General features: G+C 70.0%; 24 protein-coding genes and 1 pseudogene. 8 read left to right on the plus strand and 17 right to left on the minus strand.

The window, feature by feature from the left end; translation table 11 throughout:
* Positions 1–8: 8 nt before the first annotated feature.
* Together ACFYO2_RS33160 and ACFYO2_RS33165 are read right to left on the minus strand one after the other, a co-directional pair.
* Entirely contained in the window at positions 9–854 is an 846-nt protein-coding gene (locus ACFYO2_RS33160; RefSeq protein ID WP_388356404.1) for a hypothetical protein, read from the minus strand.
* A gap of 298 nt (positions 855–1,152) precedes the next feature.
* Positions 1,153–1,299, minus strand: a pseudogene (locus ACFYO2_RS33165) (DNA-binding response regulator); the annotation flags it as partial.
* 157 nt (positions 1,300–1,456) lie between these two features.
* On the opposite strand from ACFYO2_RS33165, the gene ACFYO2_RS33170 reads away from it, so the two are divergent.
* The 5 genes from ACFYO2_RS33170 (at position 1,457) to cseC (ending at position 6,122) form a co-directional block, all read left to right on the plus strand.
* Positions 1,457–2,386 carry an A/G-specific adenine glycosylase gene (locus ACFYO2_RS33170; RefSeq protein ID WP_388356407.1) on the plus strand — a complete coding sequence of 310 codons (930 nt, stop codon included), beginning with the start codon at positions 1,457–1,459 and terminating at the stop codon, positions 2,384–2,386.
* A 236-nt stretch (positions 2,387–2,622) separates the two neighbouring features.
* Complete coding sequence (locus ACFYO2_RS33175; protein WP_388356726.1) at positions 2,623–3,171, plus strand: SigE family RNA polymerase sigma factor; 549 nt, start codon at positions 2,623–2,625, stop codon at positions 3,169–3,171.
* Entirely contained in the window at positions 3,159–3,878 is a 720-nt protein-coding gene (locus ACFYO2_RS33180; RefSeq protein ID WP_388356729.1) for a hypothetical protein, read from the plus strand. The genes ACFYO2_RS33175 and ACFYO2_RS33180 overlap by 13 nt, the downstream gene beginning before the upstream one ends.
* Before the next feature lie 181 nt (positions 3,879–4,059).
* Complete coding sequence (gene cseB / locus ACFYO2_RS33185; protein ID WP_388356409.1) at positions 4,060–4,767, plus strand: two-component system response regulator CseB; 708 nt, start codon at positions 4,060–4,062, stop codon at positions 4,765–4,767.
* Positions 4,768–4,775: 8 nt separating this feature from the next.
* A complete protein-coding gene (cseC, locus tag ACFYO2_RS33190) occupies positions 4,776–6,122 on the plus strand; it encodes a two-component system sensor histidine kinase CseC (protein WP_388356412.1) in 1,347 nt (448 codons plus the stop codon).
* 1 nt (position 6,123) lies between these two features.
* On the opposite strand, the gene ACFYO2_RS33195 is transcribed toward cseC, so the two are convergent.
* The 3 genes from ACFYO2_RS33195 to ACFYO2_RS33205 all read right to left on the minus strand — a co-directional run bounded on the left by ACFYO2_RS33195 (position 6,124) and on the right by ACFYO2_RS33205 (position 8,885).
* A complete protein-coding gene (locus ACFYO2_RS33195; protein ID WP_388356414.1) occupies positions 6,124–6,570 on the minus strand; it encodes a VOC family protein in 447 nt (148 codons plus the stop codon).
* A gap of 77 nt (positions 6,571–6,647) precedes the next feature.
* Positions 6,648–7,079, minus strand: coding sequence for a helix-turn-helix transcriptional regulator (locus ACFYO2_RS33200; RefSeq protein ID WP_388356415.1), 432 nt, complete (start codon positions 7,077–7,079; stop codon positions 6,648–6,650).
* A 225-nt stretch (positions 7,080–7,304) separates the two neighbouring features.
* Positions 7,305–8,885 (minus strand): MDR family MFS transporter, encoded by a 1,581-nt coding sequence (locus ACFYO2_RS33205; RefSeq protein ID WP_388356418.1) that lies wholly within the window; start codon positions 8,883–8,885, stop codon positions 7,305–7,307.
* Positions 8,886–9,018: 133 nt separating this feature from the next.
* Between ACFYO2_RS33205 and ACFYO2_RS33210 the strand changes: the two genes are divergently transcribed.
* The gene (locus ACFYO2_RS33210; RefSeq protein WP_388356421.1) at positions 9,019–9,627 is read left to right on the plus strand and encodes a TetR/AcrR family transcriptional regulator; all 609 of its coding nucleotides are present in this window, start codon (positions 9,019–9,021) and stop codon (positions 9,625–9,627) included.
* 55 nt (positions 9,628–9,682) lie between these two features.
* Here the strand turns inward: ACFYO2_RS33210 and ACFYO2_RS33215 are convergent, their stop codons facing one another.
* Complete coding sequence (locus ACFYO2_RS33215) at positions 9,683–10,288, minus strand: M23 family metallopeptidase (protein ID WP_388356423.1); 606 nt, start codon at positions 10,286–10,288, stop codon at positions 9,683–9,685.
* 461 nt (positions 10,289–10,749) lie between these two features.
* Between ACFYO2_RS33215 and ACFYO2_RS33220 the strand changes: the two genes are divergently transcribed.
* Positions 10,750–11,382, plus strand: a complete 633-nt coding sequence (locus ACFYO2_RS33220) for an HAD family acid phosphatase (RefSeq protein WP_388356426.1) — start codon at positions 10,750–10,752, stop codon at positions 11,380–11,382.
* 80 nt (positions 11,383–11,462) lie between these two features.
* Here ACFYO2_RS33220 and ACFYO2_RS33225 read toward each other — a convergent pair whose 3' ends face one another.
* On the minus strand, positions 11,463–13,988 hold the full coding sequence (locus tag ACFYO2_RS33225; RefSeq protein WP_388356429.1) for an ATP-dependent Clp protease ATP-binding subunit: 2,526 nt from the start codon (positions 13,986–13,988) through the stop codon (positions 11,463–11,465).
* A gap of 430 nt (positions 13,989–14,418) precedes the next feature.
* On the opposite strand from ACFYO2_RS33225, the gene ACFYO2_RS33230 reads away from it, so the two are divergent.
* Positions 14,419–15,066, plus strand: coding sequence for an SCO3374 family protein (locus ACFYO2_RS33230; RefSeq protein WP_388356431.1), 648 nt, complete (start codon positions 14,419–14,421; stop codon positions 15,064–15,066).
* 37 nt (positions 15,067–15,103) lie between these two features.
* Here the strand turns inward: ACFYO2_RS33230 and ACFYO2_RS33235 are convergent, their stop codons facing one another.
* From ACFYO2_RS33235 to ACFYO2_RS33280, 10 genes are all read right to left on the minus strand, one after another.
* Positions 15,104–15,439: an Lsr2 family protein gene (locus ACFYO2_RS33235; RefSeq protein WP_388356433.1), complete on the minus strand. Its 336-nt coding sequence runs from the start codon at positions 15,437–15,439 to the stop codon at positions 15,104–15,106.
* Between the two features lie 268 nt (positions 15,440–15,707).
* The gene (locus ACFYO2_RS33240) at positions 15,708–16,268 is read right to left on the minus strand and encodes an amino-acid N-acetyltransferase (RefSeq protein ID WP_388356436.1); all 561 of its coding nucleotides are present in this window, start codon (positions 16,266–16,268) and stop codon (positions 15,708–15,710) included.
* Positions 16,269–16,277: 9 nt separating this feature from the next.
* Positions 16,278–16,709, minus strand: a complete 432-nt coding sequence (locus ACFYO2_RS33245; RefSeq protein ID WP_388356438.1) for a BlaI/MecI/CopY family transcriptional regulator — start codon at positions 16,707–16,709, stop codon at positions 16,278–16,280.
* 150 nt (positions 16,710–16,859) lie between these two features.
* A complete protein-coding gene (locus tag ACFYO2_RS33250; protein ID WP_388356441.1) occupies positions 16,860–17,045 on the minus strand; it encodes a hypothetical protein in 186 nt (61 codons plus the stop codon).
* A 66-nt stretch (positions 17,046–17,111) separates the two neighbouring features.
* Positions 17,112–17,849 carry a hypothetical protein gene (locus ACFYO2_RS33255; RefSeq protein WP_388356731.1) on the minus strand — a complete coding sequence of 246 codons (738 nt, stop codon included), beginning with the start codon at positions 17,847–17,849 and terminating at the stop codon, positions 17,112–17,114.
* Positions 17,850–18,317: 468 nt separating this feature from the next.
* Positions 18,318–19,115 (minus strand): type III pantothenate kinase, encoded by a 798-nt coding sequence (locus ACFYO2_RS33260; RefSeq protein ID WP_388356444.1) that lies wholly within the window; start codon positions 19,113–19,115, stop codon positions 18,318–18,320.
* 5 nt (positions 19,116–19,120) lie between these two features.
* Positions 19,121–20,107 carry a carboxylating nicotinate-nucleotide diphosphorylase gene (nadC, locus tag ACFYO2_RS33265; RefSeq protein WP_388356446.1) on the minus strand — a complete coding sequence of 329 codons (987 nt, stop codon included), beginning with the start codon at positions 20,105–20,107 and terminating at the stop codon, positions 19,121–19,123.
* A 5-nt stretch (positions 20,108–20,112) separates the two neighbouring features.
* Positions 20,113–21,840: an L-aspartate oxidase gene (locus tag ACFYO2_RS33270; RefSeq protein ID WP_388356448.1), complete on the minus strand. Its 1,728-nt coding sequence runs from the start codon at positions 21,838–21,840 to the stop codon at positions 20,113–20,115.
* Positions 21,837–22,880, minus strand: coding sequence for a pantoate--beta-alanine ligase (gene panC / locus ACFYO2_RS33275; RefSeq protein ID WP_388356450.1), 1,044 nt, complete (start codon positions 22,878–22,880; stop codon positions 21,837–21,839). The genes ACFYO2_RS33270 and panC overlap by 4 nt, the downstream gene beginning before the upstream one ends.
* The gene (locus tag ACFYO2_RS33280; protein ID WP_388356453.1) at positions 22,877–23,815 is read right to left on the minus strand and encodes a Rossmann-like and DUF2520 domain-containing protein; all 939 of its coding nucleotides are present in this window, start codon (positions 23,813–23,815) and stop codon (positions 22,877–22,879) included. The genes panC and ACFYO2_RS33280 overlap by 4 nt, the downstream gene beginning before the upstream one ends.
* Positions 23,816–24,005: the final 190 nt, after the last annotated feature.

Below are 24,005 nucleotides of genomic sequence, written 5' to 3' on the forward strand. Positions count from 1 at the left end.
GGGCAGCCCTAGTCGTTCTCCAGCACGAACGACGCCTGCGCCGTCCCGAACCCCGGTGTCTTCGCCTCCACCAGATACGTCCCGGCCGCGGCCGACCCCGCAGGAGGCGTCGCACACTGCGGAGCACTCGGCTTGCGGTCCCACTTCACGGTGTACGTGATGCCGGCGCCGGCGGGCGCCCGGAAGACGAGGCTGCCGGAGACCTTGGGGCAGTCGGCGGAGGACCAGTACGCGTCCTCGCTGCCCGCCTGAGTGATCGTCAACACCGCGTTCTTCGGGCCGAGATCGACCTTGCAGTCGCCGGCGGAGGAGTTCGTGGCGGTCAGCAACAGGGTGGGCGTCTGACCGGGCTCGTACGCGTTGTGCAGGCTGTGCACGCTCAACTTCACGGCGCTCGCAGTGCAGTTGGGGAGCGCGGAGCTCGCCGGGAGCGCGTCGTCCTGGCCCACGCCGGTGCCCGCACCGCCACCGGTCGTACCGCCGACGGAGCCCTCCGACCCACCGCTGCCGGAGCCGGAACCAGCGCCCGCAGCCGACCCGGAACCGTCCCCCGAGCCGTCACCGGATCCGCCGTCCGACCCCGACCCGCCGGAGCCACCGCCGCTCGACTCGTCCCGCCCGCCCGGCGCCTGACTGATCGCGGGCCCGGAGCCGGACGGCCCCGGTGTGATCGTCGAGGGCGAGGGATTCTTGTCGTTGGGTCCGTCGGCACCGTTGTTGCCGCCTCCGCCGCCCGAGGAGACGATCCAGGCGATCAACAGCGCCAACAGGGCCATCACAGACAGCAGTACAACCCTCCGTCGCCAGTAGATGGAGGAGGGAAGCGGCCCGACCGGATTGCGCAGAGATCCCACGGCGCAAACTGTACGAGAGATCGGAGCCTGCGCTGGCCCCACCCGCCGCCCGGGGTCACAACTTTTCCGGATCATCATCCCGGAACCGGCTGCTCGCCCCTGTCCTTCGTCAGGTGCGGCTCCCGACGATCGCAAGCTGTGACGGTACCGGCCCGCCGCATACCGTCCGTGACCATGGGCTTCGAGGACACCGAGCCCTACCGCGACATCACCGACGCCGGGGTGAGGTGCTCAAGTCCGGCTTCGCGGAGGAGCGTCCGTGTCATGCGGTCACCGACACGGCCCCTCCCTCACCGCCTGTCCGCCGCCCGGCGACTGGTCCTTCCCCAAGGCCGTCGTTGACGTATCGGGCGACCTTGGGCGACAGGAACGCGCCGCCGCCCGCCACCGCCCGTACCCCCGCGATCAGTTGGTACGGGTCGCCGGACTTGAGCGCGAGGGCCGCCCACAGGAGGCAGGCCCGCACGACAAGAGGGCGTTCCATCCGCCCGACGCTACAAGGGACAGGCGGGGCGGCACTGCTGTCGATCGTCAGGTCCTGTCGCTCCCAGGGGTGGCGGTACGCCCGAGGCACCGCCTCCGCATGGCAGGATCGGTAGGCCATGACTGTTCCCACGAAGTCCCCGCACCCCGCGAACAGCCCCGTCGACGACGCCCTCGGCGAGCCGCTCCACGCCCCCGTCATCGACTGGTTCGACGAGCATGCCCGCGACCTGCCTTGGCGGCGGCCCGAAGCCGGTCCGTGGGGGGTGATGGTCAGCGAGTTCATGCTGCAGCAGACGCCGGTGAACCGCGTCCTGCCCGTCTACGAGCAGTGGCTGGCCCGCTGGCCGCGCCCCGCCGACCTGGCCGCGGACGCCCCGGGCGAGGCGGTGCGCGCCTGGGGCCGGCTCGGTTATCCACGCCGCGCCCTGCGGCTGCACGGAGCGGCGGTCGCCATAAAGGAACGACACGGCGGCGACGTACCGACGCAGCACGGACAGCTGCTCGCGCTGCCCGGCATCGGCGAGTACACGGCCGCGGCCGTCGCCTCGTTCGCGTACGGGCAGCGGCACGCGGTCCTGGACACCAATGTCCGCCGGGTCTTCGCGCGGGCCGTCACCGGTGTGCAGTACCCGCCGAACGCCACCACCGCCGCCGAACGCAAGCTGGCCCGCGCGCTGCTGCCCGAGGACGAGCGGACCGCCGCCCGCTGGGCCGCCGCCTCCATGGAGCTCGGCGCGCTGGTGTGCACGGCCAAGAACGAGACCTGTCACCGCTGCCCGATCACCGCGCAGTGCGCCTGGCGGCTCGCGGGCAAGCCGGAGCACGACGGCCCGCCGCGCCGCGGACAGACCTACGCCGGTACGGACCGCCAGGTGCGCGGCAAGCTGCTGGCCGTGCTGCGGGAGGCACACGCTCCCGTCCCTCAGGCGGCGCTCGACCGGGTGTGGCACGAGCCGGTGCAGCGCGCCCGGGCGCTCGACGGTCTGGTCGCGGACGGTCTGGTGGAGCCACTCCAGGGTGGTTTGTATCGGCTGCCGTTGACGTAACGGCGAGGGCAAGGCGGTGACAAATCGCCCTGCACCACCTCCTTTTGGTACAACACCCGGCGCTGCGCTCACTGTTGTTACACAACCGACGGACAGCCGAGCGCTAGCCGCAGGCTGCTTCGGACAGCCCCGTGACAACGCCTCCGTAGCTTCATTTCCGTGCCCGACAGGCACCACAGGCAATGAATCCGACGGCGAACAGGCCGGCCGGGAACGGGGAGCGGGAGGCGGTCACCATGGCGCAGGGCGAGGTGCTCGAGTTCGAGGAGTACGTACGCACCCGGCAGGACGCGCTGTTGCGCAGCGCCCGCCGACTGGTCCCGGACCCTCTCGACGCGCAGGACCTGCTCCAGACCGCGCTCGTGCGGACGTACGGCCGTTGGGAGGGCATAGCCGACAAGCGGCTCGCCGACGCGTACCTGCGCCGGGTGATGATCAACACGCGTACCGAGTGGTGGCGGGCCCGCAAGCTGGAGGAGGTGCCGACCGAGCAGCTCCCGGACGCCTCGGTCGACGACGCCACCGAGCAGCACGCGGACCGTGCGCTGCTGATGGACGTCATGAAGGTGCTCGCCCCCAAGCAGCGCAGCGTCGTCGTGCTGCGACACTGGGAGCAGATGTCCACGGAGGAGACGGCCGCCGCCCTCGGCATGTCGGCCGGAACGGTCAAGAGCACGCTGCACCGGGCGCTCGCCCGGCTCCGCGAGGAGCTGGAGAGCAGGGACAACGAAGAGCGCGCCGCACGCGCGCTGGAGCGTGAGGAGCGGGAGTGCTGCGCGGCCTAGGCGCGAGGGCCGGTGACATCGGGCGCCGGGCCGGTGGGGGTTCCGACGGCAGTGGACCCCCCCGGCCCGGATCCGTACCACCGGCGCGCGGGACCTTCCAGGCGGCGATCACGGCAGTGGCCGTGCTCGCCGCCCTCACCCTTTTCGTGTCCGCCTGCGGCACCGGAGGCACCGGCGCCCGTGACGAGGGCCCGGCCCGCACCGACTCGGTGGCGGGCGCGGCCTCCTCGCCCTCTCCCGCTTCCTCCGCGACGGCCGCGCGCGTGGACGCGGTGCGGCTCGTCAAGGACGATCCGCACGTGTCCGCGGACGTCAAGCGCGAGCTGAAGCCGTGCACGGGCGACGAGTACCCGGTCGACGTGTCGTACGGCGAGCTGACCTCAGGAGCGTCCGACGACATCGTCGTCAACGTGCTGACCTGCGGTGACGCGGTTGGAATCGGCTCGTACGTGTACCGCGAGGAGGGCAGGTCCTACCAGAATGTCTTCAAGGCCGAGGAGCCCCCGCTCTACGCGGAGATCGACCGTGGCGCCCTGGTGGTGACGAGGCAGGTGTACGCGAAGGGCGACCCGGTGTCGAGTCCGTCCGGCGAGGAGGTCAGTACGTACGTCTGGACCACGGACCGCTTCGTCCGGAAGTACAAGACGCGTACGGAGTACAGCAACGCCGTGGGCGGCGGCGAACCGACGCCGGTTCCGGACAGCTGACCCGCCTGCCCGCCTGTCGAAGACGGTGTGAACCGATCGGGGCACCTGAACCGATCACTTGGTAGCGACACGGCACGGGCAGTCAGTCACGACCGCACCAGCCACGACGGCACAAGTCACGACAGCACAAGTCACGACAGCACAAGTCACGACACAAGGACGAGAGCAGAGAGCGATCCGGATGGCAGACCAGACCCACGTTCTGTTCGTCGAGGACGACGACGTCATCCGCGAGGCCACCCAGCTCGCCCTGGAGCGGGACGGCTTCGCGGTCAGCGCCATGCCCGACGGGCTGTCGGGCCTGGAGGCGTTCCGCGCGGATCGCCCCGACATCGCCCTGCTGGACGTCATGGTCCCGGGCCTCGACGGGGTCTCGCTGTGCCGCCGGATCCGTGACGAGTCGACCGTCCCGGTGATCATGCTGTCCGCGCGCGCCGACTCGATCGATGTCGTGCTGGGCCTGGAGGCCGGCGCCGACGACTACGTGACCAAGCCCTTCGACGGCGCGGTCCTGGTCGCCCGGATCCGCGCGGTGCTGCGCCGCTTCGGACACGCGAGCGGCGGCGACCGTACGGACGACTCCGCCGCCCCGGCGGCCGGCGGCGGGCTGCTGACCTTCGGCGAACTGGAGATCGACACCGAGGGCATGGAGGTTCGCCGGGCCGGAGAGCCGGTGGGGCTCACCCCCACCGAGATGCGGCTCCTCCTCGAGTTCTCCTCCGCACCGGGCACGGTGCTCTCGCGCGACAAGCTTCTCGAGCGCGTGTGGGACTACGGCTGGGGCGGTGACACACGGGTCGTCGACGTCCATGTGCAGCGGCTGCGTACGAAGATCGGCCAGGACCGGATCGAGACGGTTCGCGGCTTCGGCTACAAGTTGAAGGCCTGAGCAGGGGTATGCGGGGGAAACTTCGGCGCCCGAGCAGCGCGATTCCGGGCATTCGTACGGGACTGAGATGGAAGCTGAGCGCGGCCATCGCGCTGGTCGGCGCGCTGGTGGCGATCACGCTCAGCCTCGTCGTGCACAACGCGGCCCGGGTCTCGATGCTGGACAACGCGCGCGACCTCGCCGACGAGCGCGTCCAGATCGCGCAGCGCAACTACGAGGTGGCCCAGCGGCCGAACTTCCCCAACATCAAGATCGACGACCCGGAACTGCCGATGGCACTGCGGGCGAAGGTCGAACACGGTCGCCGGGCCACCTACGTCTCCGACCGGCCGGACGGCGTGCCGGACATCTGGGCCGCCGTGCCGGTCAAGGGCGGGCACGTGCTGTCACTGCACACCGGGTTCACCGACCGCAGCACCGACATCCTCAACGACCTGGACCAGGCCCTGGTGATCGGCTCCATCGCGGTCGTTCTCGGTGGCAGCGCGCTCGGCGTGCTCATCGGCGGGCAGCTGTCGCGCCGGCTGCGCAAGGCCGCCGCCGCGGCGAACCAGGTCGCGGGGGGCGAGTCGAACGTGCGGGTGCGGGACGCCATCGGCGGGGTCGTACGGGACGAGACCGACGATCTGGCGAGCGCGGTGGACGCGATGGCGGACGCGTTGCAGCAGCGGCTGGAGGCGGAGCGCCGGGTCACCGCGGACATCGCGCATGAGCTGCGTACGCCGGTGACCGGGCTGCTTACGGCCGCCGAACTGCTGCCGCCCGGCCGGCCGACGGAGCTGGTCCTCGACCGGGCGAAGGCCATGCGCACGCTCGTCGAGGACGTGCTGGAGGTGGCCCGCCTCGACGGTGCCTCCGAGCGGGCCGAGCTGCAGGACATCATGCTGGGCGAGTTCGTCAGCCGGCGGGTCGCGGCGAAGGACCCCGCGATCGAGGTCCGCGTGGTCCACGAGTCCGAGGTGACGACCGACCCGCGACGCCTGGAGCGCGTGCTGTTCAACCTGCTCGCCAACGCCGCCCGGCACGGCAAGCCGCCGATCGAGGTCACCGTCGAGGGCCGGGTCATCCGGGTTCGCGACCACGGCCCCGGCTTCCCCGAGGACCTCCTGGCCGAGGGCCCGAGCCGCTTCCGCACCGGCAGCGCCGACCGGGCCGGCCACGGCCACGGCCTGGGCCTGACCATCGCGGCCGGGCAGGCCAGGGTGCTCGGCGCCCGGCTGACCTTCCGCAACGTACGGCTCGCGGGCGCGCCGGACGAGGTCCCGGCGGAGGGGGCCGTGGCGGTGCTGTGGCTGCCGGAGCACGCGCCGACTAACACGGGGAGCTATCCGATGATGCCGGGATCGGGGAGATGAGCTAGCAGGACCAGTCCTTCTCCGTGTCGAGGCCGCCCTCACGGGGCTGGGTGAAGGAGAACCAGTTGCCGGAGTCGTCCCGGAACAGAGCCTCCGTGCCGTAGGGACGCTCCTGCGGCTCCTGCAGGAACTCCACGCCGCGGTCCTTGAGCTTCTGGTAGTCGCCGTGGATGTCGTCGGTGGTCAACACGCCCGCGCCGAGCGCCCCCTTGGCCACCAGCTTCTTGATCATTTCGGCGGACTCCGGGTCCATCGCGCCCCCGCCCGGGACCATCAGCGTCAGTTCGACGTCGGGCTGGTTCGGGGAGCCGACGGTGAGCCAGCGCATGCCGCCCTCGCCCATCGTCATGTCCGTACGTACCTCGAGGCCCAGCTTCTCCGTGTAGAACTCCTTGGCCCGGTCCTGGTCGAGGACCCAGACGGTCGAGATGGCGAGACCCTTGATCATGATGTGCTCCTCGTGGCGGTGTCGGTGCCTTGTTGCCCGTGCCGGTGTCTTGTCCCTCACGGTAGGCACCGGCGCCCTCAGACCGCTTCTCCAGAATTGCGCTCTGCCCGGCCCGGGGCCGATCGGAATCCTCCGACCCAGAGCATGGCGTAACAGCCCGGTATGAGGGCGGCCCCGCGACCCACGTGCTTCCTGCGGTACTCAGTGGGTGTCAGCCCGGTCCACGCCTTGAAGCGGGCCGAGAACGTGCCGAGGCTGCTGAAGCCGACGAGGTGGCAGACCTCCGTGACCGTCAGGTTGGCGGTGCGCAGCAGGTCTTCGGCGCGGTCGATGCGGCGGTGCGTGAGGTACTGGCCCGGTGTCTCGCCGTACGCCTCCTTGAAGGAGCGTATGAAGTGGTAGCGCGAGTACCCGGCGTGCGCGGCCACCGCGTCCAGGTCGAGCTCCGGGTCCGCCCAGTCCCGGTCCATGGCATCCTTGGCCAGCCGCACCTGCCGCAACTTGTCCATGCGACCGATGGTGACACGTGGGTCCGACAACGGTCCCGGTCGTGCCCGGGCATGACGCCGGGGCCGTCTTGCCCAGACATACGGAAGCCCCCGGGGGCCGTCTTGCCCCCGGGGGTCGTCATTCCCGGATACGACGGAAGTCCCGGGGGGTCGTCGCGCCCGGACATGACGAAGGCCCCCCGGGGGCGGACACCGCCTGGAGGGCCTTCGGCTCACGCGGGGGGGTCAGAGGGCCTCGGCCATCGGCGCGGGCGCCGACGAACCGTCCGCTTCGTCCTCCGCCGCCTTCGGTCCCGCTCCCTTGAGCGGAACCTCCTTCACGAACCACGCCGCCACCATCGCGACCACCGCCACCGCCGCCCCCAGCAGGAACGCCGAGTGCGTGCCGGCCGACACCGCGTGCTTGTAGGCCTCCTGCGCCGCCTCCGGCAGCTTCGCCATGCTGGCCGCGTCGAGCTGCGCGGACTTCTCGGTCACCTTCGACCCCAGCGCACCGGCCCGCTCGGACATGACGTCCTGGACGCGGTTGTTGAACAGCGCGCCCATGATCGCGACGCCGAACGAGGAGCCGAGCGTACGGAAGAGGGTCGTGGACGAGGACGCGACGCCCATGTCCTTCATCTCCACGCTGTTCTGCGCGACAAGCATGGTGATCTGCATCAGACAGCCCATGCCGAGACCGACCACGGCCATGTACACGCCGGACGTGAACCTCGAGGTGTCCGTGTCCATCAGGGACAGCAGGTACAGCCCGACGGCCATGAGGACGCTGCCGACGATCGGGAAGACCTTGTACTTGCCGGTGTTCGTGGTGACCCGCCCCGCGACCATCGACGTGACGAGCATCGCGCCGAGCATCGGCAGGAGCAGCAGCCCGGAGTTGGTCGCGGAGGCGCCCTGCACCGACTGCTGGTACAGCGGCAGGAAGAGGGTGGCGCCGAACATCACGAAGCCGGTGATGAAGCCGATGACCGACATCAGCGAGAAGTTGCGGCTGCGGAAGATGTGCAGCGGTACGACCGGCTCGGCGGCCTTGGTCTGCCAGAACACGAACCCGATGAGCGAGGCGACACCGATCCCGATGAGCTCCATGATCCGCGCGGACGTCCAGGCGTACTGCGAACCGCCCCAGGTGGTGACGAGCACGATGGCGGTGATGCCCACGGTCAGCAGCCCGGCGCCCAGGTAGTCGATCCGCGCCTGCGCCCGCTTCTTGGGCAGGTGCAGTACGACGCTGATCGCGGCGAGCGCGACCACACCGAGCGGCAGGTTGATGTAGAAGGACCAGCGCCAGCCCCAGTTGTCGGTGATGGTGCCGCCGACCAGCGGACCGCCGATCATCGCGAGTGCCATGACGCCGGCCATCATTCCCTGGTACTTGCCGCGCTCCCGCGGCGGAATCAGGTCACCGATGATCGCCATGACGCCGACCATCAGACCGCCCGCGCCGAGACCCTGCACGGCGCGGAAGCCGATCAGCTGCCCCATGTCCTGGGCCATGCCGCTGAGCGCGGACCCGACCAGGAAGAGCACGATGGAGCTCATGAAGACGCCCTTGCGCCCGTACATGTCGCCGAGCTTGCCCCACAGCGGGGTGGAGGCGGCGGTCGCAAGCGTGTACGCGGTGACGACCCACGAGAGGTGTTCGAGTCCGCCGAGCTCGCCGACGATCGTCGGCATCGCGGTGCCCACGATCATGTTGTCGAGCATCGCGAGCATCATGGTGATCATGAGCGCGAGCAGGACGACCCGCACGCTCTTCGGTTGCTTCTCCGGCTCCGTCTCGACCGTCTGTGTGTCCGCCATCGTTTCCCACTCCCCTGGTACTGCTCCCGGCGGACTACTTACTTGCCGCCCGGCTAGTTGACTACACTCGGGAAAGTAGACCCGTAACTAGCCGGGCGTCAAGTAAGTTCTTGGAAAAGCGAGGAGTGCGACGATGGGCGGCACCATGGACGGCACCAGGCAGCGGCGCCGCGGGAACACCCGTCAGCGCATCCAGGACATCGCCCTCGAACTCTTCGCCGAGCAGGGCTACGAGAAGACCTCGCTGCGCGAGATCGCCGAGCGCCTGGACGTCACCAAGGCGGCGCTCTATTACCACTTCAAGACCAAGGAAGAGATCCTGGTCAGCATCTTCGAGGACCTGGCCAAGCCCATCGAGGACCTGATCGAGTGGGGCAAGGGCCAGCCGCACACCTTGGAGACGAAGCAGGAGATCGTACGGCGCTACAGCGACGCTCTGGTCGCCGCCGCGCCCCTGTTCCGCTTCATGCAGGAGAACCAGGCGACCGTACGCGAACTGCGCATCGGCGAGACGTTCAAGAACCGCATGCTCGGCATGCGGGACATCCTCATCGACCCGTCGGCGGACCTGGTCGACCAGGTCCGCTGCGTCAGCGCGATGTTCACGATGCACGCCGGGATGTTCGTCCTCCAGGACCTCGAGGGCGACCCCGAGGCCAAGCGCAGGGCGGTCCTGGAGGTCGCGACGGACCTGATCACACAGGCCCACCGCGGCACCGGCGGGTCCTCCGAGAGGTCTTAGAACTCCGCAGGCGGTCTCAGGACCCGTCAGGAGGTCTGGGACTCCGTCAGGAGGCTCAGACCTTCACACCCTTGGAGCGCAGGAAGGCGACCGGGTCGATGGCCGACCCGTAGTTGGCGGTCGTACGGATCTCGAAGTGCAGGTGCGGACCGCTGGAGTTGCCGGTGTTGCCGGACCGGGCGATGTGCTGACCGGTCTTGACGACCTGGCCGACCCTCACGTCGATCCGGGACAGGTGGGCGTACTGGGAGTACGTCCCGTTGCCGTGCTTGATGACGATGGCATTGCCGTACGCGGGACCGTCACCGGCGCCGTTGCCGCCGGCCTTGACGACGGTGCCGCCGTGCGCGGCCATGACGTTGGTGCCGCTCGCCACGGCGAAGTCCTGCCCGCTGTGGGTGGACTGCCACATGCCGCCGGCCTGGGCGAAGCTCGCGGACAGCGTGTACTTCTTCACCGGGTCCACCCAGGAGACGGCCTTCTTGCCCGTGGCGGTCCTGGTCGTGGTCTTGGCGACGGCGACGGTGGCCGCGCCCGTGTCGGCGGCTGCCGCGACCCCGGCCCCCAGGACGACCGACACTCCCAGGCCGGTGGCGAGCACGGCCGCACGGGTGCGGAGGACGGACGTACGGGAAGAACGGGACGAGACGCGCTGGGACATCGAAAACCTCATGGGGACGGGGACAGAGAAACCACCCGGCGCACAGACATCCGCCGGATGGGGCATCCCTTGGTAACCCGAAGCGCCATGGACTCCCAAAACGGTGATCTACGACGAAAGCTAGTACCTGACCCCAAAACTCCCTGCTTCTTGACAGAACCCCCATCGGAACTGAATCCGCCCAGAAGGGTAAATGTCGCGCGGGAGTTACGGGACGAAAGTTCTTTTTAGCCACCTTTCGCCCGTCTCATGATTTCCACTATTCCGCGTAGTAACGGACAAATCGCCTGTGCGGCATGTCACCGGGCCGCGAGATCCTCGATCTTTGAATTACCACGCCATGTGACGTACGTCTCTGGCCACTTACCGCCCAGTAACCCTACGGTTCCCCTCGCGCCACCCTCACCAACGAGCATGCACCCGACAACTGCAGAACGTCCGGACGTGAGAGGAACCCCCACATGACACGACGACGCCCCTGGGCGCGCCGCGCAGCCGTCACCGCCGTCTCCGCAGTCGCCCTCGCGGCGCTGGCCGTCCCCGCCGAGGCCGCGACGACGACCACAAGTACCGCCACGACCGCCACGGCCGCCGCCGCGGACGTCGACTACGCGACCTGGCAGAAGGACTGCCAGACCCTGATGGACCAGGCCCTGCCCTACCTGACGCAGCGCATCGCGAACATCAAGCCGGGCGAGAAGCAGGCCATCGTCTTCGACATCGACAACACCACCCTGGAGACGGACTTCGGCTTCAGCTACCCCCAGCCGGCCAACCGGCCGGTCCTGGACGTCGCCGAGTACGCCCAGGAGCACGGCGTCGCCCTGTTCTTCGTGACGGCACGGCCCGGCATCATCTACTCGGTGACCGACTACAACCTCGAGCACGTCGGCTACGAGGTCTCCGGTCTCTACGTCCGCAGCCTCGTCGACCTCTTCAAGGACGTCGCCGCCTACAAGACCGCCCAGCGCGTCGACATCGAGTCCAAGGGCTACACGATCATCGCGAACATCGGGAACAGCGCAACCGACCTCTCCGGCGGCCACGCCGAGAAGACCTACAAGCTGCCGGACTACGACGGCCAGCTCTCCTGATCCCCACGAACGCAAGCAGAAGGGGCCGGTGCTCGAAAGCACCGGCCCCTTCTGCTTGCCTCTGCGGACGTGAGGCTTACTTACACGTCCTTGCTCAGGTTGGGACCAGCCCCACCGGCCGCCTGCTCGATCGGCGGAACGTCCGGCAGTGCCGACTTCTCCTCACCCCGGAAGGTGAAGGTCTTGGCCTCGCCCTCGCCCTCGGTGTCCACGACCACGATGTGACCGGGACGCAGCTCGCCGAAGAGGATCTTCTCGGAGAGCGAGTCCTCGATCTCGCGCTGGATCGTCCGGCGCAGCGGCCGGGCGCCCAGGACGGGGTCGTAACCCTTCTGGGACAGCAGCTCCTTGGCGGACTGGGAGAGCTCGATGCCCATGTCCCGGTCCTTCAGGCGCTCGTCCACCTTGCCGACCATGAGGTCGACGATCCGCAGGATGTCGGCCTGGGTCAGCTGCGGGAAGACGACCACATCGTCGACGCGGTTGAGGAACTCGGGCCGGAAGTGCTGCTTGAGCTCGTCCGAGACCTTGTTCTTCATGCGCTCGTAGTTCGACTTCTTGTCGCCCGAGGCCGCGAAGCCCAGGTTGAAGCCCTTGGAGATGTCCCGGGTGCCGAGGTTGGTCGTCATGATGATGACCGTGTTCTTGAAGTCCACGACCCGGCCCTGGGAGTCGGTCAGGCGACCGTCCTCCAGGATCTGCAGCAGCGAGTTGAAGATGTCCGGGTGGGCCTTCTCGACCTCGTCGAAGAGGACGACGGAGAACGGCTTGCGGCGGACCTTCTCGGTCAGCTGGCCGCCCTCTTCGTAGCCCACGTATCCAGGGGGCGAACCGAAGAGACGCGACACCGTGTGCTTCTCGCTGAACTCCGACATGTCGAGGGAGATCAGCGCGTCCTCGTCGCCGAAGAGGAACTCGGCGAGCGCCTTGGACAGCTCGGTCTTACCGACACCGGACGGGCCGGCGAAGATGAACGAACCACCGGGACGCTTCGGGTCCTTGAGGCCCGCACGCGTACGACGGATCGCCTTCGACAGCGCCTTGACGGCGTCGACCTGGCCGATGACCCGCTTGTGGAGCTCGTCCTCCATCCGCAGCAGACGCGAGGACTCCTCCTCGGTCAGCTTGAAGACCGGGATGCCGGTGGCGGTCGCGAGGACCTCGGCGATCAGCTCGCCGTCGACCTCGGCCACGACGTCCATGTCGCCGGCCTTCCACTCCTTCTCCCGCTTGGCCTTCGCGGCGAGGAGCTGCTTCTCCTTGTCGCGCAGGGAGGCGGCCTTCTCGAAGTCCTGCGAGTCGATCGCGGACTCCTTGTCGCGGCGGACGCCGGCGATCTTCTCGTCGAACTCGCGCAGGTCCGGCGGCGCGGTCATCCGGCGGATGCGCATCCTCGAGCCGGCCTCGTCGATCAGGTCGATCGCCTTGTCCGGCAGGAAGCGGTCCGAGATGTACCGGTCGGCCAAAGTGGCGGCCTGGACCAGCGCCTCGTCCGTGATGGAGACCCGGTGGTGGGCCTCGTACCGGTCGCGCAGACCCTTGAGGATCTCGATGGTGTGCGGCAGGGACGGCTCCGCGACCTGGATGGGCTGGAAGCGGCGCTCGAGGGCCGCGTCCTTCTCCAGGTGCTTGCGGTACTCGTCCAGCGTGGTCGCACCGATGGTCTGCAGCTCACCGCGGGCCAGCATCGGCTTCAGGATCGAAGCGGCGTCGATGGCGCCCTCGGCGGCACCCGCACCGACCAGCGTGTGCAGCTCGTCGATGAACAGGATGATGTCGCCGCGGGTGCGGATCTCCTTGAGGACCTTCTTCAGGCGCTCCTCGAAGTCACCGCGGTAGCGGGAGCCGGCGACCAGCGCGCCGAGGTCCAGGGTGTAGAGGTGCTTGTCCTTGAGGGTCTCGGGCACCTCGCCCTTGACGATGGCCTGGGCGAGGCCCTCCACGACGGCGGTCTTGCCGACGCCGGGCTCACCGATCAGGACCGGGTTGTTCTTCGTACGGCGGGACAGCACCTGCATGACCCGCTCGATCTCCTTCTCGCGCCCGATGACCGGGTCGAGCTTGGACTCACGAGCGGCCTGGGTGAGGTTCCGGCCGAACTGGTCGAGGACCAGGGACGTCGAGGGGGTGCCCTCGGCAGGCCCGCCGGCGGCGGCGGTCTCCTTGCCCTGGTAACCGGAGAGCAGCTGGATGACCTGCTGCCGCACCCGGTTGAGATCTGCGCCCAGCTTGACCAGGACCTGGGCGGCGACACCCTCGCCCTCACGGATCAGGCCGAGCAGGATGTGCTCCGTGCCGATGTAGTTGTGGCCGAGCTGAAGGGCCTCGCGGAGCGACAGCTCCAGGACCTTCTTGGCACGGGGGGTGAAGGGAATGTGCCCGGACGGGGCCTGCTGGCCCTGGCCGATGATCTCCTCCACCTGCTGGCGGACCGCCTCGAGCGAAATCCCGAGGCTCTCAAGGGCCTTGGCGGCGACACCCTCACCCTCGTGGATCAGGCCCAGGAGGATGTGCTCGGTGCCGATGTAGTTGTGGTTGAGCATCCGGGCTTCTTCCTGAGCCAGGACGACAACCCGCCGCGCGCGGTCGGTGAACCTCTCGAACATCGTTAATCGCTCCTCAGAGCGGTCAGGCAGTGGGGGGAACTTCCCCTCCCTGTCCTTCCGCAGCTTAGTCCCGCAAGCGGGGACCGCTCATTCCAACTGCCGACACCGTCCTTGGCCTCCTGACCCCGAACGCCGACATCTGCTCCAACCTGATGGTGCGAGACGATGTTCCCGCAGGCCAAGCAGTTACCCCTACCATCAATACGCCGATGGCGAACGTGAGACGGCCCGTTCTGCGTGTCGACCCCTCCCACTAGGGATGTCTTACCCGCTGCGACCGACAGTCCATGCCAGGCGCCCCGGATCCCTCCGCTATGGGCGAACAACCTTGCGCCTCCCCACGCTCCCGAAGGCTCCCTCTTCGGGCACTCTGTGCATTCGACTGCACACCCAACGTAACTTCCGGCCTCTTCCGACGGTTGCGCTTGGCATGGTTGGCACCCTCCCCCCGGTCACCACCGAACTCACCACGGTTCCTCATCCTCGACGGCCGCTCGATCCGAGCGATCAGGTCCGCCGCTGGTACGAGAACGAACTGGGCTGGCCGACGGTGCCCACGAGCGCGGAAAACCCCGAATCTCCGGTACGGCTCCGCGTGGGCCCGCGCTTCGATGTCCTGGACGTGCCGGTGGAGGCGGGCCGGCCGGCGCTGAGGCACCTCGCGCCGGGCTCTCCGGTGGCCGTGCGGGGTGACCGGATGCGGCTGCTGGTGGCGGCGGGCAGCGCGGAGGAAGTGCCGGGGGTCCTGGACTGGCTGGAGTGGGGAGCGCTGACGCTCGACCTCACGGCGATCGGCGAGGGCGGCGTCATGGACGCGCCGCCACCCCCGGAGCCGGGCCGGGCCGGGGTACGTCCGCTGCTGCCGGGCCTGGGCTGCCCGGGAGCCGAGCAGGGGGCCGCCGTGTGGCTGCGGCCCCCCGTGCCCGGGTGCGAGGCCGAGGCCTCGCTGCCGACGTTGTCGGCCGTGGGGGGCGGTGGGGGCGCCCCCGATCTGGTGCGAGTTGTGGCCACGGTGGCAACGCAGTGCCACCGCCTGTGGCTGCGGCGCGCGTGCGCGCGGCAGCTCACCTGCCCGTAGCGGCAGCTCACCTGCCCGTAAGTGCCGTGAGCCGTGATCAGCCGTTGGCCTTCTCGTATGCCTCACGAATGGTCGCGGGAACACGGCCGCGGTCATTGACCTCGTAACCGTTCTCCTTGGCCCACGCGCGGATCTGCGCGGTGTCCTGGCTGCCACCGGAAGCGGCACGCGCCTTTCCGCGTCCACCCGAAGTACGGCCTCCGGTACGACGACCGCCCTTCACGTAAGGGTCAAGAAGGCCGCGCAGCTTGTCCGCATTGGCGGTCGTGAGATCGATCTCGTACGTCTTGCCGTCCAACGCGAACGTGACGGTCTCGTCCGCCTCGCCGCCGTCGAGGTCATCGACAAGAAGGACCTGAACCTTCTGTGCCACCGGATTTCCTTTCATCCCATACTTGAGGGCCGGGGGCCTGCGGCGTCCGCCGTTTCGCCGTCCCCTGATATATGCAGTACTGCAGTACGTCGGAAAGCAAACCGCTTTTGCCGGGAAAACACAAACCCCCGGCAGAGACTGCCGGGCCCGCTCCAGTCCGGAAACGTGCGCGTTTCGGACATAGGGCACCTGGGCAGGGTGAGCCCCGTCGGAATAGGCCTCGCTCGCGGGCCTTGTCATCCCTTCGCGCCTTGTCACCGCCGGGCGATCACAGATGCAGAAGCATCCGACTGTTGCCCAAGGTGTTCGGTTTCACTCGTTCGAGACCGAGGAACTCCGCCACGCCTTCGTCATAGGAACGCAGTAGCTCCGCGTAGACATCGGTGTCAACGGGCGTCTCACCGATCTCGACGAAGCCGTGCTTGCCGAAGAAGTCCACTTCGAAGGTCAGACAGAAAACTCGACGAACGCCGAGCCAGCGCGCGGTGTGCAGCAACTTCTCCAGCAACTGATGGCCGACACCGGCGCCCTTCAGTCCGGGCTTCACGGCGAGAGTGCGGACTTCCGCGAGGTCTTCCCACATCACATGCAGGGCACCACAGCCGACGACCTCGGCGTTGTCGTCCCGTTCGGCGACCCAGAACTCCTGGATGTCCTCGTAAAGGGTCACCGTCGCTTTGTCGAGCAGGATGCCGCCGCGGACGTACGCGTCAAGGAGTCGTCGTACGGCCGGGACATCGCCGGTGCGGGCCCTCCGGACGGTGATGGCTTTTGCGGTGACTTCGGGACTCTCCGCGGAGCCACTCTCCGCTGAGCTCTCTGCTGACATGTGCGGACGCTATCGCCCGCCGCCCTCCGCCGCCGAGCCGGGGTTCTCCTCAGCGGTATCAGAGGCGGCCGGCGGAGCGGCTTCGGGTGTTTCCGGGCCCTGCACCATCCGGACGGCGTCCCTCAGGGCGTGGCGCTGTTCCTCGCTCATCATGCCGAAGAAGGCGACGAGAGCGGCCGCTGGGTTGTCGCTCTGCGACCAGGCGTCGTTCATCAGGGCGGCGGCGTAGGCGGCCCGGGTCGAGACCGCCTCATATCGATAGGCCCGGCCTTCCGCCTCACGGCGCACCCAGCCCTTCTGGTGGAGATTGTCCAAAACGGTCATCACCGTGGTGTACGCGATGGACCGTTCCTGCTGAAGGTCTTCCAGGACTTCTCGAACGGTCACCGGGCGGTTCCACTTCCACACCCGCGTCATGACCGCGTCTTCGAGTTCTCCCAATGGGCGAGGCACAGCTCAGCACATTAGTGGGAGTTCCCGGCATTCGCTCGGTGGACGTGCGCTTTCGTCGACAAACAGCACAAAAAGGGCGTACGACTCGTGGATTTTTCGAGTCGTACGCCGGTGAGGTCGGCAGGCTCTCGGCCGGCCTCAGGCCTCGGTCTTGCCGGAGGCAGAGGCCTGACGAGCCCTCTCCGCGCGCGCGAGGGCGGCGTCCACGGCCGCGTCCTCCTTGGCCTTGTTGGCCCCACCCTGGGTCTTCACGATCACCCGGATCAGGCCGATGAAGAACACAGCCATGACGACCGGGGGCACGAGGGCGGAGACGTAGTCCATACGTCCAGAGTAGCCACGCACCGGACGCCGACCGGGCCGGGGTGGGGCGCAACGGGCCGCGCGCCGTCAGCCGGCGGCGAGCTGCTGAGGAGGCTCGGAAGGCGGTGGGGCGGCGGGCTTGCGGCGCGGGAACACCTCGCCGGGGGTGGGAATGGGCCGCGACGGCTTGGGAGTGTCGGGCACCGGGGACTTGGGCGCGGGCCGCTCGGCGGGCTTCTGCGCGGGCTTCTTGGCCGGGCCGGGGGCGGGATCCTTGGCGAGCCCGCCGGCAAGCTCCCCGACGGCCCATTTCTCCGCACGCCGCTCCTCCTCCGGTTCGGGGAGCTCCTCAGGTGACGCGGAGAGCCCTCCTGGCAGCGCCAGAAGGCGCGTACGGGAGGCGGGCACCGTCGGGGTGGGTCTCGGGGTGGGCGGGGCCGTGGCGCGAGCCCCACGGCGGGCCAGGCGGGCGCGTACGTCCTTCTCGGCCAGGCTCTGACAGCGGTGCAGGAGGGCGGCCGCGACCGGGTTTCCGCGCAGGGCGCGCAGAGCGGCGAGGTCGTCGGGGTCCGGGTGGTACCCGGCGCTCAGCGCCTCCTCGAGGAGCGTGAGGTAACCGGCGGCGGTACCGGGCAGGGCGGCGCGGTACCGGGCGAGGTCGGCCACCAGGAAGGCACGCAGCCGGGCGCCCTCGCGCATCGCCTCATCAAGGGACTCGGAGAGGCTGAGGCAGTCCTGGACATCCTCTGCCGAGGCGGGCGTGGGGTGCAGGGCGAGGGCGAGAGCGCGGCGGAGCACACGCAGCTCCTCCACACCGAACGCCATGCCGCCGCGGGATCCGTATGGCGTGGGCATGCGGCGACGATACGCGCTAATCAGACAAACTCGACATAACTCAGCCGGGTGTGGCGCCCGAAGCCACCCGGCCGGCCTCCTCCAGCCCGTCCGGCGCTTGAGAAGGAGGCCCTTCGTGCCTGCCGGCGAGGGGGCTCAGGCGCAGCCCCAGCGGGGGGGAGGCGCGTAGCCCCGGGAGGCGTGCAGGGAGGCACCTCCCGCCAGGGACCTGGCACCGAACCCCGCGAGCGGTGCAGGAGACGCAGTCCCCGGCAGGGTCCTGGGACGGAGCCGCGGGAAAGGTGCAGGGGCGCAGCCCAGCTCGGGTAGGGGGCGCAGCCGGGAGGGGTGCAGGGGACCCAGTCCCCGCCCGGGCAGAGGGGCGCAGCCCCTGGGGATGGGACGGGTAGGGGCGGCGGGGGCGAGAAACATGCGACGCACGCCGACCACCGCCCCGCCTCACATACGCGACATGTTCCGCTCGTACACCAAGCGCAGCCCGATCAGCGTCAGCCACGGCTCATGCTCATCGATCACGGACGACTCGCCCAGCACCATCGGCGCCAGTCCCCCCGTAGCGATCACGGTCACATCCTCCGGATCCTCCGCCAGCTCCCGGGCCATACGGTTCACCACCCCGTCCACCTGGCCCGCGAACCCGTAGATGATCCCCGACTGCATCGCCTCGACCGTGTTCTTCCCGATCACACTCCGCGGCCGGGCCACCTCGATCTTCCGGAGCTGCGCCCCCCTGACCCCCAACGCCTCGACGGAGATCTCGATACCGGGCGCGATGACACCACCGACGTACTCCCCGCGCGCGGACACCGCGTCGAACGTCGTGGCCGTACCGAAGTCGACGACGATCGCGGGCCCCCCATACAGCTCGACCGCGGCCACCGCGTTGATGATCCGGTCCGCGCCGACCTCCTTGGGGTTGTCGGTCAGGATCGGCACGCCCGTCTTGACGCCCGGCTCGACGAGCACGGCAGGCACGTCGCCGTAGTACCGCCGCGTCACCTCGCGCAGCTCGTGCAGCACCGACGGAACGGTCGCGCAGATCGCGATGCCGTCGATGCCGTCGCCCAGCTCGTCCCCGAGGAGCGGATGCATGCCCATCAGCCCCTGAAGGAGCACCGCCAGCTCGTCGGCCGTACGGCGTGCGTCCGTCGAGATCCGCCAGTGCTCGACGATGTCCTCGCCGTCGAACAGGCCCAGAACCGTGTGCGTGTTGCCTACGTCGATCGTGAGGAGCATCGCTACTACTCCGCCTCGCGCAGGTCCAGGCCGATGTCCAGGATCGGCGAGGAGTGGGTCAGGGCCCCCACGGCGAGGTAGTCGACACAGGTGTCCGCGTACGCCTTGGCGTTCTCGAGGGTGAGCCGCCCCGACGCCTCAAGGGCGGCACGGCCGTGGACGACGGCGACCGCCTCCTCGCACTCCCCCGGCGTGAAGTTGTCCAGCAGGATCAGGTCCGCACCGGCGTCCACGACCTCCCGCAGCTGGTGCAGGGTGTCGACCTCGACCTCGATCGGCACGTCCGGGAAGGCCTCCCGTACGGCCTTGAAGGCCTGCGCCACGCCACCCGCGGCGACCACGTGGTTGTCCTTGACCAGGGCCGCGTCGGACAGCGACATGCGGTGGTTGACGCCGCCGCCGCAGCGGACCGCGTACTTCTCCAGCGACCTGAGCCCCGGCGTCGTCTTGCGGGTGTCCCGCACGCGCGCCTTGGTGCCCTCCAAGGCGTCCGCCCACGCGCGCGTGGCGGTAGCGATGCCCGACATGCGGCACAGGAGGTTGAGCGCGCTGCGTTCGGCGGTGAGCAGGTCACGCGTGCGCGTGGTGACCGACAGGAGCTTCTGTCCGGCCTCCACGCGGTCGCCGTCCTCCACGTGTCGCTCGACCTCGAACTGGTCCGTGCAGACCACCGAGACGACCGCTTCGGCGACCCTCAGGCCCGCCACGACGCCCGCCTCGCGCGCGGTGAAGTCGGCGGTGGCCACGGCCTCTTCCGGGATGGTCGCGACGGTCGTCACGTCCACGCCGTGGTCGAGGTCCTCCTGGATGGCGACGTTGGCGATGTCCTCGACCTCCACGGGGTCGAGTCCTGCGTCGGCCAGGAGCTGCGCGAGCGCGGGGTCGAGCCCGCACTCCAGATACTCCTCGCCTGCGATGTCGGAGGCAGCGCCACAGGCACAGCCGTCGCCGCAGCCGCCGCTCCGGGCGAGGGGAAGGTCGGGGGTGCTCACTTCTGTCACTGCTCCTGGGGACGGTGGGGCTGCGGTTGCCTGGTCGGGGGGAAGTCTGGCGTGTCCGTGGTCTGCACGGCCAGCGTGCGGTCCGGGTTCAGCCGTACGACGATGTGGCGGCGCCAGGTCGTGTCGTCGCGCTCGGCGTGGTCCTCGCGCCAGTGGCAGCCGCGGGTCTCCTCGCGCAGCCTCGCGGCGGCGACCAGGACGCGGGCCACGCACAGGAGGTTGGTGGCCTCCCAGGTGTCGACGCCGGGCTCGGCGGTCTTGCCGTTCTCGTCGAGGGCGCCACGGGCGTCGGCGTGGAGCCGCTGGAGGGCGTCCGCGGCGCCGGCCAGGGACTCGGCGGAGCGCAGGACGCCCGCGCCCTGCGTCATGGTCCGCTGGATCGCGAACCGGGCCTCGGGCGCGAGCAGGGGGTGCGCGGGCTTCTCGGGGTGCTCGACGGGCACCGGCACGCGCGCGTGGAGGCCGTCGTCCGCCCGGCGGGCCGCGATGTCGGCGGCGATGCGCTCGGCGTAGACGAGGCCCTCCAGGAGGGAGTTCGAAGCGAGCCGGTTGGCGCCGTGCACGCCGGTGCAGGCGACCTCGCCGCACGCGTACAGGCCGGGGACGGTCGTACGGCCCCGGGAGTCGGTGCGGACGCCGCCGGAGGCGTAGTGGGCGGCCGGGGCGACCGGTATGGGCTCGTGGACCGGGTCGATGCCGTGGGCGCGGCAGGCGGCGAGGATCGTCGGGAAGCGGTGCTCCCACATGTCGGCGCCGAAGTGCCGGGCGTCGAGGAACATCTGCTCGGCGTCCTGCTCCTGCATGCGGCGCATGATGCCCTTGGCGACGATGTCCCGGGGCGCGAGTTCGGCGAGTTCGTGCTGGCCGACCATGAAGCGCACGCCGTCGGCGTCCACCAGGTGGGCGCCTTCACCGCGTACGGCCTCGGAGACCAGGGGCTGCTGGCCCTCCGCGTCCGAGCCCAGGAAGAGCACGGTCGGGTGGAACTGCACGAATTCGAGGTCGGAGACCTCCGCGCCGGCGCGCAGGGCGAGCGCCACGCCGTCGCCCGTCGACACGGACGGGTTGGTGGTGGCCGAGAAGACCTGGCCCATGCCGCCGGTCGCGAGGACTACCGCGGGTGCGTGCACGGCACCCACGCCGTCGTGCTGGCCCTCGCCCATGACATGCAGGGTCACACCGGCCGTGCGGCCGACGGCGTCTGTGAGGAGGTCCAGGACGAGCGCGTTCTCGATCGTGCGCAGACCACGAGCGCGTACCGCCTCGACAAGCGCCCGGGAGATCTCCGCGCCGGTCGCGTCGCCGCCCGCGTGCGCGATGCGGCGGCGGTGGTGACCGCCCTCGCGGGTGAGTTCCAGGCGGCCTTCCTCGGACTCGTCGAAGTGGGCGCCGGTCTCGATGAGCCGGCGTACGGCGTCGGGCCCCTCGGTGACGAGGATCCGTACGGCCTCCTCGTCGCACAGGCCCGCGCCCGCCACCAGCGTGTCGTCCAGGTGCTGTTCGGGCGTGTCGCCGTCGCCGAGGGCCGCGGCGATGCCGCCCTGCGCCCAACGGGTGGAGCCGTCGTCGAGGCGGGCCTTGGTGACGACGACCGTCCTCAGGCCCTCGGCCTCGCAGCGCAGGGCGGCGGTGAGGCCGGCGACGCCGGAGCCGACGACGACCACGTCCGCGTCGATGGACCAGCCCGGGGCGGGCGCGTGCAGTCGTATGCCTGTGCTGCTCACGAGGCGGCTCCGAAGGTGAGGGGGATGTTGTCGATCAGCCGGGTCGTCCCGACCCGGGCGGCGACGGCGAGGACGGCCTCGCCGATGTGGTCGTCCTCGATCTCCGTGAAGTCGGACGGGTCGACGAGGGCCAGATAGTCCAGCTCGAGCGGCGGGTGCAGGCGGGCGGCATCGTCGAGGACCAGCCGGGCGGCCGCGCGGACGGCCGCGGGACCGCCGGTGGAGGCGGGGCGACGCGAAGCGTCTGCGCCGGGGGCGGTGGTGGCCGGCGGGCGAGCCTTCGCGACGGCGTGTGTGTCGGCCGCCGCACGGGACTCGCCTATGGCGCTCAGGGCCTCTGCACGCGCGTGCGTGGCGGGTACCTCGCGCGCCCGCGCGCGCAGCGCCTCCTGCGCCGCGTGCCGGTCGCGGCCCGCGAACAGTGCGCGGGACAGCGCCAGAGCCGTACGCCGTTCCCCGGGCTTGAGGTAGCGGTTGCGGCTGGACAGCGCGAGGCCGTCCTCCTCGCGCACGGTCGGTACGCCGACGATCTCGACGCCGAAGTTCAGGTCCCGCGCCATGCGGCGGATCAGGGCGAGCTGCTGGGCGTCCTTCTGCCCGTACAGAGCGACGTCGGGGCGGGTGAGGTGCAGCAGCTTGGCGACGACGGTGAGCATGCCGTCGAAGTGGCCGGGGCGCGAGGCGCCCTCCAGGCGCTCCCCCATGGGCCCGGCGCTGATGCGGACCTGGGGCTCGCCGCCCGGGTAGACCTCCTCGACACCCGGCGCGAACACGGCGTCCGCGCCGGAGTCCTCGGCGATCTTGAGGTCGGCGTCCAGGGTGCGCGGGTAACGGTCGAGGTCCTCGCCCTTGCCGAACTGCAGCGGGTTCACGAAGACGGTGACCACGACCTCGCCGTCCGGTCCCGCGATCTCGCGGGCGGTGCGGATCAGGGTGGCGTGGCCCTCGTGCAGGGCGCCCATGGTCATCACGACGGCGCGGCGGCCCACGCGCACGCGTGCGTGCAGTTCGTCGGCGGTGCGCAGCAGGGCGGTGGTCATCGGGCGTCCCCTTCGATGCCGTTGGTGCCGTCGGTCCCGTCGGCGAGTACCCCGAGGAGGTCCTCCGCGAGTTCCGGCTTCAGCAGTCCGTGGGCGAGCGCCCGGTCCGCGGTCGCGCGCGCCATCGCCAGGTAGCCGGCGACGGTCTGCGGTGCGTGCTTGCGCAACTCGGTGACATGGGCGGCGACCGTGCCCGCGTCCCCGCGCGCGACAGGGCCGGTGAGGGCAGAGTCGCCGGAGCGCAGGGCGTTGTCGAGGGCGGCGCCGAGCAGCGGGCCGAGCATCCGGTCGGGGGCCTCGACGCCGGCCGTGCGCAGCAGCTCCATGGACTGGGCGACCAGTGTCACCAGGTGGTTGGCGCCCAGCGCGAGGGCCGCGTGGTAGAGCGGCCTGTTCTCCTCGGCGATCCACTCGGGTTCGCCGCCCATCTCGATGACGAGCGCCTCGGCGGCCAGCCGCAGCTCTTCGGGGGCGGTGACGCCGAAGGAGCAGCCGGCCAGGCGCTGGACGTCCACGGGGGTTCCGGTGAAGGTCATCGCCGGGTGCAGGGCCAGCGGCAGCCCGCCGACGCGTAGGACGGGGTCCAACACCTTCGAGCCGTACCGCCCGGAGGTGTGCACGAGCAGCTGGCCCGGGCGCACGGCCCCGGTCTCGGCGAGGCCCTCGACGAGCCCGGGCAGCGCATCGTCGGGGACGGTCAGCAGGACCAGGTCGGCGCGCCCCAGAACCTCGGCGGGCGGGACGATCGGCACGTCGGGCAGCAGCTGCGCGGCGCGCCTTCTGGAGGCGTCGGAGACCCCGGAGACGGCCACCGGGCGGTGTCCGGCGAGTTGCAGGGACGCGGCGAGTGCGGGGCCCACCCGGCCGGCGCCGACGACGCCGATGGTGAGCCGCGCGGGGCGGTCCTTGGGGTCTGGCTGGTGGACTGTACTCACGCGACGGCGGCCTTCCCGTTCCAGTCCGCTCTGGGTACCGGACGATTTCTCGTCATGTTAACGCGATCGGTTTCCGGGGGCGTCCGGTTGTCCACAGGCTGTGGGTTTCGCCGCACGCTCCTCGTACGCGGGCCTCCCTGACGGGGCGGCGGAAATGCGGGTGCCCGCGCGGACCGCCGCACGGCATGAT

The organism is Streptomyces sp. NPDC006602 (assembly GCF_042870385.1).
Classification (GTDB): domain Bacteria; phylum Actinomycetota; class Actinomycetes; order Streptomycetales; family Streptomycetaceae; genus Streptomyces.

Excerpts from the sequence above, each read along its gene's own strand:
- ACFYO2_RS33195 (WP_388356414.1), bottom strand. The coding sequence starts at position 6,570 with ATGATCAAGGGTCTCGCCATCTCGACCGTCTGGGTCCTCGACCAGGAC.
- ACFYO2_RS33220 (WP_388356426.1), top strand. The coding sequence starts at position 10,750 with ATGACACGACGACGCCCCTGGGCGCGCCGCGCAGCCGTCACCGCCGTC.
- ACFYO2_RS33200 (WP_388356415.1), bottom strand. The coding sequence starts at position 7,079 with ATGGACAAGTTGCGGCAGGTGCGGCTGGCCAAGGATGCCATGGACCGG.
- ACFYO2_RS33225 (WP_388356429.1), bottom strand. The coding sequence starts at position 13,988 with ATGTTCGAGAGGTTCACCGACCGCGCGCGGCGGGTTGTCGTCCTGGCT.
- ACFYO2_RS33210 (WP_388356421.1), top strand. The coding sequence starts at position 9,019 with ATGGGCGGCACCATGGACGGCACCAGGCAGCGGCGCCGCGGGAACACC.
- ACFYO2_RS33240 (WP_388356436.1), bottom strand. The coding sequence starts at position 16,268 with ATGTCAGCAGAGAGCTCAGCGGAGAGTGGCTCCGCGGAGAGTCCCGAA.
- panC (WP_388356450.1), bottom strand. The coding sequence starts at position 22,880 with ATGACCACCGCCCTGCTGCGCACCGCCGACGAACTGCACGCACGCGTG.
- ACFYO2_RS33175 (WP_388356726.1), top strand. The coding sequence starts at position 2,623 with ATGGCGCAGGGCGAGGTGCTCGAGTTCGAGGAGTACGTACGCACCCGG.
- cseB (WP_388356409.1), top strand. The coding sequence starts at position 4,060 with ATGGCAGACCAGACCCACGTTCTGTTCGTCGAGGACGACGACGTCATC.
- ACFYO2_RS33205 (WP_388356418.1), bottom strand. The coding sequence starts at position 8,885 with ATGGCGGACACACAGACGGTCGAGACGGAGCCGGAGAAGCAACCGAAG.
- ACFYO2_RS33255 (WP_388356731.1), bottom strand. The coding sequence starts at position 17,849 with ATGGCGTTCGGTGTGGAGGAGCTGCGTGTGCTCCGCCGCGCTCTCGCC.
- ACFYO2_RS33215 (WP_388356423.1), bottom strand. The coding sequence starts at position 10,288 with ATGTCCCAGCGCGTCTCGTCCCGTTCTTCCCGTACGTCCGTCCTCCGC.
- ACFYO2_RS33230 (WP_388356431.1), top strand. The coding sequence starts at position 14,419 with ATGGTTGGCACCCTCCCCCCGGTCACCACCGAACTCACCACGGTTCCT.
- cseC (WP_388356412.1), top strand. The coding sequence starts at position 4,776 with ATGCGGGGGAAACTTCGGCGCCCGAGCAGCGCGATTCCGGGCATTCGT.
- ACFYO2_RS33250 (WP_388356441.1), bottom strand. The coding sequence starts at position 17,045 with ATGGACTACGTCTCCGCCCTCGTGCCCCCGGTCGTCATGGCTGTGTTC.
- ACFYO2_RS33170 (WP_388356407.1), top strand. The coding sequence starts at position 1,457 with ATGACTGTTCCCACGAAGTCCCCGCACCCCGCGAACAGCCCCGTCGAC.
- ACFYO2_RS33260 (WP_388356444.1), bottom strand. The coding sequence starts at position 19,115 with ATGCTCCTCACGATCGACGTAGGCAACACGCACACGGTTCTGGGCCTG.